General features: G+C 70.1%; 16 protein-coding genes and 2 pseudogenes. 7 read left to right on the forward strand and 11 right to left on the reverse strand.

What is annotated here, in order from left to right:
- Positions 1 to 6: 6 nt before the first annotated feature.
- The 3 genes from ACZ56L_RS35590 to ACZ56L_RS35600 form a co-directional block, all read right to left on the reverse strand.
- Entirely contained in the window at positions 7 to 432 is a 426-nt protein-coding gene (locus ACZ56L_RS35590) for a hypothetical protein (RefSeq protein WP_345219884.1), read from the reverse strand.
- Between the two features lie 140 nt (positions 433 to 572).
- Positions 573 to 794: a hypothetical protein gene (locus ACZ56L_RS35595; protein ID WP_471069384.1), complete on the reverse strand. Its 222-nt coding sequence runs from the start codon at positions 792 to 794 to the stop codon at positions 573 to 575.
- Between the two features lie 211 nt (positions 795 to 1,005).
- Positions 1,006 to 1,989: a M12 family metallo-peptidase gene (locus ACZ56L_RS35600; RefSeq protein WP_345219886.1), complete on the reverse strand. Its 984-nt coding sequence runs from the start codon at positions 1,987 to 1,989 to the stop codon at positions 1,006 to 1,008.
- Positions 1,990 to 2,394: 405 nt separating this feature from the next.
- Here ACZ56L_RS35600 and ACZ56L_RS35605 point away from each other — a divergent pair, with 405 nt between their 5' ends.
- Positions 2,395 to 2,595: a hypothetical protein gene (locus ACZ56L_RS35605; protein ID WP_345219887.1), complete on the forward strand. Its 201-nt coding sequence runs from the start codon at positions 2,395 to 2,397 to the stop codon at positions 2,593 to 2,595.
- 301 nt (positions 2,596 to 2,896) lie between these two features.
- Here ACZ56L_RS35605 and ACZ56L_RS35610 read toward each other — a convergent pair whose 3' ends face one another.
- A complete protein-coding gene (locus ACZ56L_RS35610; protein ID WP_471069387.1) occupies positions 2,897 to 3,262 on the reverse strand; it encodes a hypothetical protein in 366 nt (121 codons plus the stop codon).
- A 327-nt stretch (positions 3,263 to 3,589) separates the two neighbouring features.
- Between ACZ56L_RS35610 and ACZ56L_RS35615 the strand changes: the two genes are divergently transcribed.
- From ACZ56L_RS35615 to ACZ56L_RS35630, 4 genes and pseudogenes are all read left to right on the forward strand, one after another.
- Entirely contained in the window at positions 3,590 to 3,832 is a 243-nt protein-coding gene (locus tag ACZ56L_RS35615; protein WP_345219889.1) for a hypothetical protein, read from the forward strand.
- A gap of 307 nt (positions 3,833 to 4,139) precedes the next feature.
- On the forward strand, positions 4,140 to 4,373 hold the full coding sequence (locus ACZ56L_RS35620) for a chaplin (RefSeq protein ID WP_345219890.1): 234 nt from the start codon (positions 4,140 to 4,142) through the stop codon (positions 4,371 to 4,373).
- A 144-nt stretch (positions 4,374 to 4,517) separates the two neighbouring features.
- Positions 4,518 to 5,249 (forward strand): annotated as a pseudogene (locus ACZ56L_RS35625) (chaplin); the annotation flags it as partial.
- A 538-nt stretch (positions 5,250 to 5,787) separates the two neighbouring features.
- Complete coding sequence (locus tag ACZ56L_RS35630; RefSeq protein ID WP_471069389.1) at positions 5,788 to 6,105, forward strand: hypothetical protein; 318 nt, start codon at positions 5,788 to 5,790, stop codon at positions 6,103 to 6,105.
- Positions 6,106 to 6,259: 154 nt separating this feature from the next.
- Here ACZ56L_RS35630 and ACZ56L_RS35635 read toward each other — a convergent pair whose 3' ends face one another.
- Complete coding sequence (locus tag ACZ56L_RS35635) at positions 6,260 to 6,499, reverse strand: chaplin family protein (RefSeq protein WP_471069391.1); 240 nt, start codon at positions 6,497 to 6,499, stop codon at positions 6,260 to 6,262.
- A 493-nt stretch (positions 6,500 to 6,992) separates the two neighbouring features.
- Positions 6,993 to 7,391, reverse strand: a complete 399-nt coding sequence (locus ACZ56L_RS35640) for a rodlin (protein ID WP_468692643.1) — start codon at positions 7,389 to 7,391, stop codon at positions 6,993 to 6,995.
- A 272-nt stretch (positions 7,392 to 7,663) separates the two neighbouring features.
- Between ACZ56L_RS35640 and ACZ56L_RS35645 the strand changes: the two genes are divergently transcribed.
- On the forward strand, positions 7,664 to 8,074 hold the full coding sequence (locus ACZ56L_RS35645; RefSeq protein ID WP_468692641.1) for a rodlin: 411 nt from the start codon (positions 7,664 to 7,666) through the stop codon (positions 8,072 to 8,074).
- Positions 8,075 to 8,217: 143 nt separating this feature from the next.
- Here ACZ56L_RS35645 and ACZ56L_RS35650 read toward each other — a convergent pair whose 3' ends face one another.
- Complete coding sequence (locus ACZ56L_RS35650; protein ID WP_345219896.1) at positions 8,218 to 8,715, reverse strand: DUF5949 family protein; 498 nt, start codon at positions 8,713 to 8,715, stop codon at positions 8,218 to 8,220.
- Between the two features lie 264 nt (positions 8,716 to 8,979).
- Between ACZ56L_RS35650 and ACZ56L_RS35655 the strand changes: the two genes are divergently transcribed.
- On the forward strand, positions 8,980 to 9,390 hold the full coding sequence (locus ACZ56L_RS35655) for a rodlin (RefSeq protein ID WP_468692636.1): 411 nt from the start codon (positions 8,980 to 8,982) through the stop codon (positions 9,388 to 9,390).
- A 495-nt stretch (positions 9,391 to 9,885) separates the two neighbouring features.
- On the opposite strand, the gene ACZ56L_RS35660 is transcribed toward ACZ56L_RS35655, so the two are convergent.
- From ACZ56L_RS35660 to ACZ56L_RS35675, 4 genes and pseudogenes are all read right to left on the reverse strand, one after another.
- A complete protein-coding gene (locus ACZ56L_RS35660; protein ID WP_345219898.1) occupies positions 9,886 to 10,260 on the reverse strand; it encodes a DUF6009 family protein in 375 nt (124 codons plus the stop codon).
- Between the two features lie 169 nt (positions 10,261 to 10,429).
- On the reverse strand, positions 10,430 to 11,998 hold the full coding sequence (locus ACZ56L_RS35665; protein WP_471069395.1) for a DNA primase family protein: 1,569 nt from the start codon (positions 11,996 to 11,998) through the stop codon (positions 10,430 to 10,432).
- Positions 11,999 to 12,842: 844 nt separating this feature from the next.
- Positions 12,843 to 13,415, reverse strand: coding sequence for a transcriptional regulator (locus ACZ56L_RS35670; RefSeq protein ID WP_471069397.1), 573 nt, complete (start codon positions 13,413 to 13,415; stop codon positions 12,843 to 12,845).
- Positions 13,416 to 13,628 (reverse strand): annotated as a pseudogene (locus ACZ56L_RS35675) (transcriptional regulator); the annotation flags it as partial.

Genomic DNA, 13,628 nt, shown 5'->3' on the forward strand with positions numbered 1-13,628 from the left:
AGTTTCTCAGCCGGGCAGGACCGACATCAGCGTTCCCACCACCGGCAGGTCCTTCACCGCGCCTCCGTCCGACAGAGGGGCCGTCACCGCCCCGGAGTCCACCGGCTGGAAGTCCGCGACCTGCGTCCCGACGGTGTTGTCCAGCGGATTGGCCTCCGTGCCCGCGAGCGGGTTGAGCCGGGCGTTCTTCATGGGCCCGAGCCCGCTCGCCGTCGCCTGCGTGAGAGTGCCGGTGATCACCGATCCCGAGGAGGTGTCCACACCGCCGAGCGCCTGGTCGGCACCGGGCAGCGGCAGAGGGAGAGGCAGGGCCGACGGGGCGGCCTGGGCGGCGGCCGTACCCGCCGAGAGCACGGCGCCGACGGCCGTCAGGGTGAGGCCCGCGCGGAGGAGGTGGTGACGCGGGGAACTGGAAGCTGCGTGGCGTGCCATGGGACTACCCGTCTGCGTGGAGGTCATGAGGGGAACAGCCCGCCCTCGCACATGCGCGTGCGTAGTCGCGGGCGCACACAGTGTAGTTGAGGGGTTCCGGCCGGTGTGGGACATGTCCGAGCCGCAGACGCCGTCCCCGGTCAGCGCCCCCAGAGCGCGAGGGCGGTGGCGACCAGGACGGCACCGGCGCCCACGGCGGTCGCGGCGACGCAGAGTTTCAGCATGCCCGGGGGCTTGCGGGCGGGGCAGGCGCGCTGCCCGTACACGTGGTTGCCGGGCGGGTGGGCCGGTGCATGCTCGATCCAGTAGTCGCCCAGGAGGGAAAGGCGGGGGCCCGGCTCTGGTACCTCGGGGGCTTCCATGCCGGAGCCAACTCGACTCCGCGGCGAGGGGAAGCGGCCGGGAGGGCGGTGCCACTCGTTCGTCCGCTTCGCCCTATGGGCATATGAGGGGAGGATGGCATCGCAGGCGCCCCGGGGCCGGGTCGGGGAGAGGGGATTGGGGTGGGCCCGTACTCGGGAGGTCGTTCACCCCGGCGTGGACGGGCCCCCGCCGCCGTCCGGGGCCCCGTCGTCACGGGAGCCGCGTGTCCGGCAGGCGCAGCCAGCACGCGAGCCGCCACGGGTGCGCAAGGCACTCGTGCGGTACGTGCGGTACGCGCGAGCGCTGCGGACGTGAGGGGCGGTCCCGGTAGCGGGCGACGATCGGCAGGGTCTCCCGCAGGACCCGCGCGTTGTCGCTCAGGGAGTCGCCGAGAGGCTGGCCCTGGTAGGTCTGCCGGGGATTGGCGAACCGGCTGATCGGTTTGCACGAGGGGCCGCAGGATCTCTGGTACGCCATGATCGTGCGGTACTTGCCGTCCGGGGTGATCCACCCGGTGTTGTAGGGGCGCGTGGTGCTGATCCGCATACTTCCCTCCGGGTCGGCGGCGATGGTGTGCCGGTCGTGCGCGAGACCGAGGTTGTGGCCCCACTCATGGCTCACCGAATCCTGGCCGATGCCCTGCACGTCGGCGACGGAGTAGGCGAACTCGTCGGACGCCCGGGTCAGGTCGGCGGTGTAGTCGCCCTTGCCGCCGCCGCGCTGTTCCTGGTCGGTCAGGAGTACGACGAGATCCGCCCCGTACCGGTCGCGCAGGCGGTGGGCCTGCGCGCCCAGGGACGGGTCGTGAGGGTCCTTCAGGTGGCGGTAGGTCTCGGCGAAGGTCTCGGGCCCGGTGTAGGAGGTGGCCGTGTAGGAGGTGAGGAACCGTACCCTCCCGCACACGCCGCTGCTCTTGAGGGAATGGTTCATGCGCTTGGCGATCGTCCGGGACGTGAGCGCGGTCCGGTGCTTGCCCCCGACGGCCCGCGCGGCCTTCACCGTGTAGATCCCGAGCACGTCGACCCTGGGGCACGGCGCTCGGACGGCGGCCGCCACGGGTGACGGCGCCTTCCCCGTCGTGGGGGACGTGTGCGCGTTCGTATCGGCCCCCGGCACGGCGGCGCCAAGGGCGAGGACGGAGAGCAGGAGCCCCGTGGCGGCACTGGCCGCCACCGGCGAGAACATTGCGGGCATGTGCCCTGTCTAACACCGGGTTTCGCGCCCGGCTCGGGGTGGACGGCCAAACGGGCCGATGGGCGCTTCCGCCCCGGCCCTGTGCGGGACCGGTGGCCGCCCGCGCATGGTCCCGGACCTGCGAAAGGGGGCCGCAATGGGTTTCGGGCCCCCTTTCGCGTACGGCAGCCAGGGAACGGGCCAGCGGTCGTACACCTGGTGAACGAAGAGGCAGCCGAAACGTTGCTGCTGGGACTGTCCCCGACGGGCAATCTTCACAATTCACACCCTCTGAACACGTCTGGCGGTCCGGCCCTGCCCGGCCGGGGGCCCGGGGAAGTCAACTGACCGGGCAGCGGGGTGGCGTTCGGGTGCCGTCGGGGGCCCGGGCGTTTCTCCTGGCGTGCCGAGGTTGTTCTCGTGGACATGAACCCCCTCCTGAACGCCCATGCCCTTCCCACCGGCCCGGCCCGCGAGCACGTGGGGCCGTGCCAGGACGTATCGCGCACACGGGTGCGGCGGTGGTCGGATCAGAGGCCGGAGGAATCTCTCGTACGGATCGCGCAGGCGGCGTTCGGCACCGCGCTGGCTCTGGGGGCCCTCGCGTTCTGGCTCGCCGACAGGTAGCAGGCCGAGCTTTCAGCGGTACGGTGCTGGACCGCCGTCCCCCGGGTGCGGCACCGGGTCGAGGACTGGCCGGACAGGCCGGCGAACGTACATCCTCGTGGCGGGCACGGGGAACCGGCTGCCTCCGCGGACGCGCGCGGAGGCAGGCCTGTTTCTCCGCGGTGCGTCCTGGCTCCGCGTCGGCCGGCTGCCCCTGGCCTCGTCGGCGTTTCCCCGCGGAGCCGGGACGGCAGGCGGCCGGGCGGGCGGGGACGGAGCAGCGGGAGCGCGGAGCGCACCAGCAACGGCGCGGGTGCGAAGGTCAGCTCAGCGCGTCGAGCGGAACGCCGACCGGTCCACCGCCGGCGGTGAGCCCTCCGAGCAGGGCACCGGGGGCGGGCACGGCGTTGGGGCCGCCCGGGTGCACCCGGCGCGCGGTCGTCTCTTCCTTGAGCTGCAGCCCGTCGACGTTGGACTTGACGTCACCGAGGAACTTCTGGGGCGTGGCGACATCCGTGAGCTGCTTCATCTGGTCGGCCTGCACGGCGTCGAGCTGCGCCTGCGCCTCGGCCACCTGAACGGCCTGGGGCAGGTCGCGGCCGGTGTCGTGGTGCGCGAACGCCGGTGCGGCGGACCCGAGGACGGCGAGTGTTCCGGCGAGGGCCGCGGTGGCGTGGGTGTACTTCATGGGGGGGTCCTGTCCGTGAGGTGCGTCGGGGACGACAACTGCCGGGCCGGCACTTGTCGTGTCACCTCTGGAGAACGCGAGGGAGGGCCATTGGAGACGTGCAGTGCATGGATCTCACCCAATCGACTCGACCGGAAGAGGCCGGAGTTGAGTGATCGTCCGTTTCCGCCGGCTGCCGCTGAACGGGGGGTGGACGCGGCCACAAGTCCCGGCGGCGAAGGGGGTCCGCACCTCACGGCGCACCGTGGAGGAGACGGGGCCGCGTTACTTCTGAGTGGCACGGCTCGTTGCGACTGCGACCAGCCACACCACACACAGGAGAAAACAATGAGCCACCGCAAGGTCTCCGCTGCCGCACTCACCGTTCTGGTTTCGGGTTCCGCACTGGCTGCCGCAGGCACCGCTCAGGCCGCTGCGCCCGAGGCGGCGCCGAAGCCGCGTCCCGCCGCTGCGGCGCCGGCCAACGACCTGCTCAGCGGGCTTCCCGTGGTGGGCGGGCTGACCAAGGGCGGGATGCCCGCCGCGCCTGCGGCCAGCGGGCTTCTCGGCGGTCTTCCGCTCGGCGGCTGACCCCGCCCCGGTGTGCGGTGGGCGTGGCCAGAAGGGGCGTCCACCGTCGGACAGGCAGGCGGGCAGCTCCTCACAGCGGCCAGTATTCATGGAATTGAACGCCTGCCCGGGAGCCGGAATCTCCACTCGCCTTTCTCGTGAGGCCCTGCTTCTTTCGGGTGACCGCGGAAGTCCGTGGAATTAATTCAGTTTCCTTATCGCTGTCGGCTCGTTAGGAATAGCGACGGCGGCGCTGCGGGATTTCCCAATTGTTCGCGCGACACGAAATACGTGCTGCGTACAGCGCCGTCGAAAGAAAGGTCACAACATGAAGCGCATGAAGGTTGCTGCCGTTCTCGCCGGCTCGCTGATGGTCCTGGGTGCGGCCTCCCCCGCGATGGCGGACGCCGAGGCCGAGGCCGCGGCCACGAACTCGCCCGGCGTCCTCTCCGGCAACGTCGTCCAGGCTCCGATTCACATTCCCGTGAACTTCTGCGGCAACAGCATCAACGTGATCGCTCTGCTGAACCCGGCGTTCGGCAACACCTGCGTCAACAAGTAATTCCACATCCGAACCCTCATGTGTTCGGACCTGGCCAGCCCCTGAACGCATGCCTTGTGTTCGGGGGCTGCCCAATCAGCGCCTCCTCATGTGTGGGTGGGCAATCGGCTTGCCCCGCAAGCATGAAAGACAGGGAACGGCGAAGTGCGACAGGTATTGAGTAAAGGCGTGCTGGTAACTGCAGCCGTCTCGGGTGTGCTCTCCGTGACCTCTGGCTATGCCCACGCGGATGCGGTGGGCGACAGCACGGTCGCGAACTCGCCGGGGGTCGTCTCCGGCAACAACGTTCAGGCTCCGGTGCATGTGCCGGTGAACCTCTGCGGCAACACCGTCACCGTGATCGGCCTGCTGAACCCGGCGTTCGGCAACAAGTGCGCCAACGGCTCCTCGGCGCAGCCGGGCAGGAGCAGCGGTGCGGCCGCGTCCTCGACGGTCACCAGGTCGCCCGGTGTCGTGTCGGGCAACAACGTGCAGGCTCCCGTGCACGTTCCGGTCAACGCCTGCGGCAACACGGTGAACGTGGTGGCTGCGCTGAACCCGGCGTTCGGCAACAAGTGCGCCAACGGGCCCACCAAGACGACTCCCCCGGTGGACGAGCCCCCGGCCGACCAGCCTCCCGCGGACGAGCCCCCCGCGAATGAGCCGCCGGCCGATGAGCCGCCGGCCAATGAGCCTCCCGCGGACGAGCCGCCCGCCTATGAGCCGCCCGCCTCGGACGAGCCTCCGGCGGACCAGCCCCCGACGGATGAGCCTCCGGCCGACGAGCCGCCGACTTCGGACGAACCCCCGGCCGACGAGCCCCCGGCGGACCAGCCTCCCGCGGACGAGCCTCCGGCCGATGAGCCGCCGGCCTCGGACGAGCCGCCCACGAATGAGCCTCCGGCCGACGAGCCGCCGGCTTCGGACGAACCCCCGGCGGACCAGCCTCCCGCCGATGAGCCGCCGGCCTCGGACGAGCCTCCGGCCGACGAGCCACCCGCCCACGAGCCCCCGGCCTCGAACGAGCCGCCCGTCACTCCCCCGCACGTCCCGACGAAGCCCGGCAAGCCCACGGGTCACAAGCCCGGCCACGGCATGTCGCACCTGGCGCACACCGGTGCCGGTGAGCTCGGCGGCGCTGCGGCGCTGAGCGCGGCGCTTCTTGCCGGTGGTGTTCTGCTGACCCGTCGCGGACGCGCTGCCCAGCGCTGATCCGGTCGGGCGGCACACGCTGCTCCGGTGGGGCAGGCCTCAACGGCCTGCCCCATCTTCGTGTCCACAGTCTCCCGGCATGCGAGTGAAGCCCGGAGATTTGTGAATGGATTCAGTTTCTCTGGAGGTCGCGTCCGCGTTAGTCATGGTGCCGGCGCCACGTGAAGGAAATTCCGCAGCGTCGAATTCCTGAGCAGACACGACAGAGAATGAGGAAATTTCTATGAAGTACACGAAGGCGGCTTCGGTTCTGGCTGTGTCGATGGTTGCCGTCGCTGCGGGGTCCTCGGCGGCGACCGCTCAGTCCGGCAGTATGCCGACCAGCCCTTCGATGAGCCTGAACTCGGGTGTGGCGCAGTTGGTCGAGGCGTACAACACGCACACCAAGCCCCTCAACGGCCCGCTCCCGGTGGTCGATGAGGCCAAGAGCGCGGCCAAGACGGTGACCGACGTCAAGGATGCGAACCCGATGGAGCTGATCGAGGGTGCGGTGGCCGGCCAGGGCGCCTCGTCGATGCTCGGCGGGCTTCCCCTCGGCTGACACGATCCGCCGGGCCAGGGGGACGGCGGTGTGCCTTCCTGCGTCTCCATCTCCCCCGGGCCTGCAGGGGGATGCTCCGAGCGGCACGGCGCGTACACGAAGGTGGGGCCCCACAGCTACTGTGTGGGGCCCCACTTCCCTGCGCGGCTTGCGCTCAGTCGTTCTCGCCCTCGTTGCCGAACGCCGGGTTGAGCAGGCCCACCACGTTGACCGTGTTGCCGACGACGTTGACCGGGACGTGCACGGGAACCTGCACCTGGTTGCCGGAGATGACGCCCGGGGACTGGGCCGCGACGCCCTCGGCCTCGGCGTCGGCGGCGGCGGTGCCGGCGGCGGCACCAGCAGCGAGTCCGGCAGTGGCAAGGGCGAATGCGGCCTTCTTGGCAGCCTTCATTTTTGTGCACCTCCTGGAGGAGTTGGGGTGTTTCGAGAATCCTTGCACACCCGCAGCACCGCCCGTAAAACAGAATGGAACGCTGGGTAAAGGTTCCCACCGATGGCTTATTGGTAATCCTTTCATTCTTATTACTCGGTCAGCGGGGAATGCGGTGCGCCCGGCCTTGACGGGGCGTGGCCCATGCCTTGCCCGGCGCATACGGCTCTCCGCCGCCGGGGCGGTGGCGACGGGTGAAGCAAAGGGGTGATTTTCGTCCGGGGTGCTGCGGGCGTGCGCTAAGGTGGCGCTTGAACCCGTTCGGGCGGGATTCACAGCCGTCGGCTCGAATGCCGTCGAATACCGCCCCGAAGTGTCGTTCGGGTTTCGATTCCTCCGCACAGCAGAAGAGCACGGCGTTGAGCCCCCCGGTCTGGATTTCGGGGGGCTCAACGCCGTGTGGAAAGACCGGAAAGGGTGTGTGCAGCCCCGCAAGCTGCACACACGCCGAGAATCAGCGGTTGTTGGCGCCGTTGCCGGAGAGGACCGGGAAGTCGTTCAGGAGGTGGGAGAGCGGCTCGTCGCCCTTGGCCTGGGTGGAGTTCTCGACGCACTGCTGGTTCTGCGGGGCGGACAGGATCGGGATGTCCTGGACGCCGATCGGGACGACGCCCACGAGGGAGGTCAGGTTGGCCTTGGCCGGCAGGCCGACACAGGGCTTGTTGAGCGAGCCCTGGACCAGGGACATCTGCGGGCTCATGTCGCCCTCGGTCTCCGCGTTGCCGTAGTGCTGCTCGGCACCGTTGCCGCTCATCGACGTCGTACCGTGATCGTCAGCGAGCGCGCCGGCCTGCGGGGCGGCCATGCCCAGCGTGGCGGCGGCAAGCATGGCGGTCGCCATGATCTTCTGCATCTCTCAGTCCTTCTTTCCCGTGGAGTACCCCTGTTTTCGGAGCCCCCTGCAGAACTTCGCACTGAGGGTTTGGTTATCCGCATTCACTCTAATGGCGGCAGGCTGGGCCTACGGTCGGACTTTTGAGCGACGAGCCTATTTACCGGAAATACTGACGGGGTCGTCGGCCGAATATCTTTTATGCCGTACGGGTGAACAGAAAGAACCAAACCCGTCGCCGGGTGGTTGTGCAGCCAGTAAGCAGCCAGCCCCTGGAACGAAGAGGTTTCCTCATGCGCAACAAGATGATGGTTTCGTCTGCGGCCGCCGCAGCCGCCCTGTCCCTCGGCGTCATCGCCGCCCCCCAGGCCATGGCGATCGCGAACGACGACGGTACGACGTCGATGAGCGGCAACGGTGCCGAGCAGCACTACGGCAACGCGGAGACCGAGGGCGACATGAGCCCGCAGATGTCCCTGGTCCAGGGCTCGCTCAACAAGCCCTGTGTCGGCCTGCCGGCCAAGGCCAACCTGACCTCCCTCGTGGGCGTCGTCCCGATCGGCGTCCAGGACATCCCGATCCTGTCCGCCCCGCAGAACCAGCAGTGCGTCGAGAACTCCACCCAGGCCAAGGGCGACGAGCCGCTCTCGCACATCCTGGAGGACTTCCCGGTCCTCTCCGGCAACGGTGCCAACAACCGCTGACACCGGGGTTGAACGCCCTGGGCTGGTAGTTGCGGCACCCGCGCGCGAACAGCCGCTCGCGCGCATGGGGACGAGGTGAGCTGCGTGTGGCCCCGCGAAGGATTCCCTTCGCGGGGCCACACGCATGTGCGCGGCGTACGCGGCTACTTGCGCAGGCGCGCAGCCGGGAGGCGGCAGTGGGCGGCGGTGCGGATGGTGTCCTCGTCGCCCACGAAGGCCTGGAGCTGGTCCTCGGTGACCGGCAGGCCGGGCCGGTGGTCGGGCCAGGGGCGCGTGGTGAACATCAGGTGCACCTGGCCGCGCTTCTCGGCGGCAGCGGTCCACTGCGGCGGGACGGTGCAGGTGACATTGAGGTGGGGCAGGGTCAGGACGGCGTTGGCGCCGTCCACCATGAGGGTCACGGGAACCGTGGAGAGGGCGCCGTTGGCGATGGGCCCGCCCACGGAGAGGCCGGATCCGGCGAGCACGGCCCGGACCGCCGCGTCGCCTTCCTCCGCGGTGCCCGCGCCGTCGCCCAGGGGGTAGGCGAGGAGGAAGGCCGCGTCGTGGCCGTCGTCGGCGTGTTCTCCCGCCCAGGGGAGGACGGCGATGGTGCCCAAGTGGGCGCGGTTGAGGGGGGCAGCGGTCTGGGTTGAGGTCATGCGACAGGACAGTAGTTGCGTTGCCTGTCGCGTCCGCCGCGCATGTCACCCACTCAGGCTAAGAAGAATCGGCGGATGGTCCGTACGTGTGTCCCTGGCGCCGTACGGGCGGGCTCCGGCCACTCCCCCGGGGCGCAGCGGGACTGCCCGACGGTGTCGTTGGCGCGGCCGTTCGGGCGAAGGGTGATAACCGGTGGGATCGGCGGGAGTTCTGCAGGGCGCTCCCGGTCCGGGACGCATCACGCGGACGAAAGCGGAATCTTCATGAAGCAGGTCATCACGTACGCCGCCCTCGCAGCGGCCTCGCTGGGTCTGGGCACCGTGGGCGCCTCGCCGGCCCTTGCGCTCGCCGACGACGGCGGCACGGTCTCGCAGAGCGGTCTCGGCGCGGAGGACCACTACGGCGACGCGGCCACCACGGGGAAGATGAGCCCCCAGCTCACTCCGGTGCAGGGCACGCTCAACAAGCTGTGCGTGGGCCTCCCGACGGAGGCGAACGCCACCTCCCTGGTCGGTCTCCTCGTGCCGGTCGGCGTGCAGGACATCCCGGTCCTGTCCGCGCCGCAGAACCAGCAGTGCGCCGACAACTCCACCCAGGCCAAGGGCGACGAGCCGCTCTCCCACCTCGGCAACGGCTTTCCCGTCCTGTCGGGCAACGGCGACCGCAACGACTGACCCCCAGGGCGTTTTTTCAGTGCCGGAAGGGGCTGTCAGTGCTGGGGGCAGGGGCTCACCGGGGGCAGGGGCGGAAGCTCCGCCCCTGCTCACACCCTCGGCCCCTGATGAAAAGTACAGGTCAGAGCGTTAAAAGATTCCTGCAAGGGGCTGGAGGGGCTGAACTTCCAGGTTAACGCGCTGCTTGCGTGCGGGCGTATGCGGGCGCGCGCGAGGAGGACACCTCACAGGTATGGAAATCCTGCGTGCTGATAACTGGGGAGTTCAGCCCCTCCAGCCCCTGCTGTGGGGCGCAGGAACTGCTCTGACCTGCGGAAACACCCGTGGGAGGGTGGGGGCTTCCTTCAGCCCCTGAGACCCTGTCCGCAGGTGTTCAGCCCCTGAGACCCTGCCCGCAGGGGGTTCAGGAGCATGGGCGAGGCGTCGGGCGTGAACGCGGAGATGCCCAGGGGCCTCAGGAGAGGTCCCGGGGCATCGGCGTGCCGGGGCGGGTCGTCAGCCGACGGACGTTATGGCGCGTGCCTGGGAGCGCTTCGTCTTCTCTCCGGCCCGGCAGATGTCGACGGTCTGGGGGTCGACGGCCTCTCCGGGGGACCCGGTCTTGTAGTCGCCGTCGGGGGCGCTGTCGCGGTCGTGCGGAACGAGGTAGAAGACGCGGCGGTGGAAGAGGCTCGTCTCGGGGTCCCGTTCCACCCGCGGGCCGAGCTCGGCGTAGCCCACGAGGCGGCCCAGGCCGTCGAAGGGCGGTTTGCCGATCCGGTAGGGGGTGCCGTGGACGGCCTGGCGTACGTACTCCAGTGTGGAGATGTCCTCCAGCCAGACGATCCGGGCCTCCCCCGCGACGTCCGCGTCGGTGAGCAGCGAGCTCATGTCCGCACCCCTTCCTCTTGGTGTGGCTGGGACAGAAGCCCAGGCTCCGCTCCGTACCCGTGCACGTGTTCCCTCTGGAGTGTAAAGAGTGCGGTCCGAGCCGGGCAGGAGCCCACGGGGGTGGCGGTCCTCCGGTGCAGCTCTGCCGGGTGCCGGGTGGTGTCCATGGTCACTGTTCGCCGTCGGTCAGGCCGAGGCCCGGGTAGTAGCGGACGCCGTTGCTTTTGATCATCTCGTCGGGGGACTTGAGGCCGAGCTCGCTGCGCACCCGGGTGGCGAAGGACCGGGAGCCGGCCGGGCGTGTCCCTTCCTCGTGGCACCAGTGGGAGTAGACCTGGTACAGCAGGGTCTGGCGCACCTGCATCTTCTCGTACCGGCGGCACAGGTCGCCGAGGAAGCGCCCGATGTGGTCCTCGGTCGCGGCGTAGGAGGCCGTCGCGGTGCGGACCCGCGCCGGGCCCGCGAGGTTGTCGCGCTCCCTGCTGGGGTCCCGGGTCGCCAGGAAGCGGCGGGCCCCCTCGATGAGCCAGGCCAGGATGCCCGGCCCCTCCTCCTCGACGAGGATCCGGGCCAGGTTGTCGATCTTCTTGTGGTCGGCGATCTTCCGCTCGAAGGGGATCAGGCGCAGGCGTCGCCAGAAGGCGTGTCCGCCGGTGGCGACCTCGGGGTGGTGATTGCCCAGCAGCCACAGGTGGTGGGTGGGCGTGAAGGTGAAGAAGTCCTGGCGCATCCTGCGGGCGGTGACCATGTCGCCGCCGGTGAGGAGTTTCATGCGCACCTCGTTGAACTTGTCGTTCGGCTTGAGTTCGCTGCACACCACCAGGCGGCGCCCGTAGAGCTCGGTCAGTTCGGTCGAGTGCTCGGTGTAGGCCCCGCGGTCCATCAGGAATCCCGGGGGCGCGGAGTGCGCGTAGTCGCCGAGGATCTGCACCGTGGTGTCCAGCAGGACGGACTTGCCGTTCGCCCCGTCGCCGTGGCAGAACGGCAGCACCTGGGCACCCACGTCCCCGGTGATCGAGTAGCCGAGCAGCAGATGCAGGTACTCGATCATCTCCTTGCCGTCCGCGTCGTCGCCGAAGATGTCCGTGAGGAACGCGAAGAACCGCGGCGTGGGCATCGCGACGGGAGAGACGCGGGTGCAGCGGGAGTTGAAGTCGTGCAGCGGGTCCGCGGCGCGCAGCACCCCGGTCTTCAGGTCGACCACCCCCGAGGGCGTGCACAGGGTGTAGGGGTTGCCGTCGAGCTGCTCGGCGTCCAGGGACAGCGCCGGGGACGCCTTCGCCTGTAGCAGCATGGCCTTCACGCCGCTCGTCGAGGACGAGTACCGGCGGTGCCTGACGACCTCCTGTGCGGAGAAGCGGCCCTGGGGGTCGGAGTGGGGCATCTGCCCGGCCATGTCCCCCGCCGCCCAGATCGCCTCGCCCTCGCCGCCGCGCAGCTTCCACCGGCCCGCCTCCCACACGTACCAGCCGTTTCCGGCGACGTAACGGAACCGTCCCCCGTACAACTGGGCGAACAGCTCTGCGTTCGCCCGGTCGGTGAGGTCCTCCGGCAGTCGCCCCACCGGCGCCGCGTCAGTGCCCGCGGGAGCGTCGACGGGCTTGGTGGTGGCCTTCTGCACGGGCAGCACGCGGTCCGCGCTCTCGCCGTCCTGCCCGTCCCGCACGTCCAGTTGGAGCATCTGCTGAGCGACGTGGTGCGCGTCGAAGGCCGCACCGGTGGGGTCACTGGGGCTCATGAGCGTCCTTCGGGGGCGGCGGGCGCGCGGTGCAGCAGCAGTGGGACGAAGGGGGCCGGCCGGGCCCTGTGTGCACACCGTGCCGTCGTGACCGCCGGGCGAGTTCCCGCCGCCTCGGGAGGAGGCTCTTGGTGCATGGTCACACTCAGGTCCTTGCTCGGGGTGCGGAAGTGGCGTGCCGGTGGTGGCGATACGTGCAGTTCAACAGCGGTCGGCACGTCGAAAAGGGGCTGGAGGGGCTGGAGTTCGCGGTCGGTGCAGCGAGCCTAACGCAGCCGGTGGGTGACGCTGCGACCCCGGGCGCGCGGTGGGAGCCGGGTTCGCTGTCGTGGCGGAGCCCCAGCCCCTCCAGCCCCTCCCGGGCCTGCCGGGCTGCCGGGCAGGGGCTGGAGGGGCTGGAGTTCGGGCACCGGCGCCCGATCGAGCGTCTGCTCGGAGGGTGTCTCCGCGGTCGCCGTGTTGCAGGGCCGCCGGTGGGTCCGGGGCCCGGCGGCAACGGACCGTGACCCCGGGCTGCTGCACCCGCACCCGCTGATGAGAAGCGGCCCAGCTACGGGGGTGGGAGGGCAGGGTCTTGCCCTCCGGGCCGGGCGGCGGGCCCAGGGTGGCCGGTGCAGGTGCGCTGGTGCTGGGCGTGCCAGGGGCCGGCCTGTTCAGGCGTCAGGTCCGTCTGGGAGTGGTGGCAGGCCCGGCAGGTCGCGCTGGACGGGTCCGCGCTGTACGCGTACCGGCGGCGCCGCTTCGAGGCGGCCGGCTGCGCGGCCCGGCGCGCGGCGAAGTCCTCGGCCGGGGGACGGGTGCCCTTCCATGGTCACGTTTCCCTTCCGGCGGGTTCCGAGGTGCGTTACGCGGCGAACCCCACGTTGGTCACGTACTCGTAGCCGCCCCAGTCCGAGCCGAGGTCACCGATCGCGTCGTCCCACCCGGCTTCCAGCTCGCGGCTGTCGCCAGCCGCCCACGCGCCGACGAGGCGGTCCCACTTGCGGACGTTCATGGTGCGGTGGGTCAGGACGCGCTTGTTGCGCTGGGGGACCTGGGACTGGTTCAGCGGGTGGATCTCGATGCGGGTGCCGCGGCCGTCACGGTTGAGGCGCTTGAGGAGGTGTTTGGCGACGTTCTGGCGGCGCACGGCGGTGTACGCGCGCTCGATCTTCTGAAGGCTCGCTTTCGACGGGGCGCGTTTGCCCTCGCGCCAGGCTTTGAGGGTGCGGTCGGTGACGGTGAGGCCGGCGGCCTTCGCTGCCGCCCGCGCGTGGTCGGTGCGGGTGAGGTAGTTCAGGCGGGCCGTCCAGCCGCGCTTGGAGGTGACCGGCGTCGCGATGCCTCCGGCGAGGCGGTCGAGCTGGGCGGCGACCGCGTCACCGCCCTTGATGCCGCGCGCGCCGAACAGGCCGAACCGGAGATTCTTCTGCGGCACTTACTTTCCCTCCCCGGTCTGATCGCCGGGCTCTGTGCCGACGGTGTACGCGTCCTTCACCTTGACCTCGGTGACGCCCCGCCCTTCGGGGAACACCTGGTGCCAGTCGCCGATGACGTGGAGCTCGTCGGTGCCCATGGCCCGCACCACGTGCAGGCCGCCCTCATGAGCCTTCCACGCCTTCATCCACAGGTTCGCGAACGCCTGGGAGCG

The sequence above is a fragment of the Streptomyces sp. NPDC039736 genome, assembly GCF_055596485.1.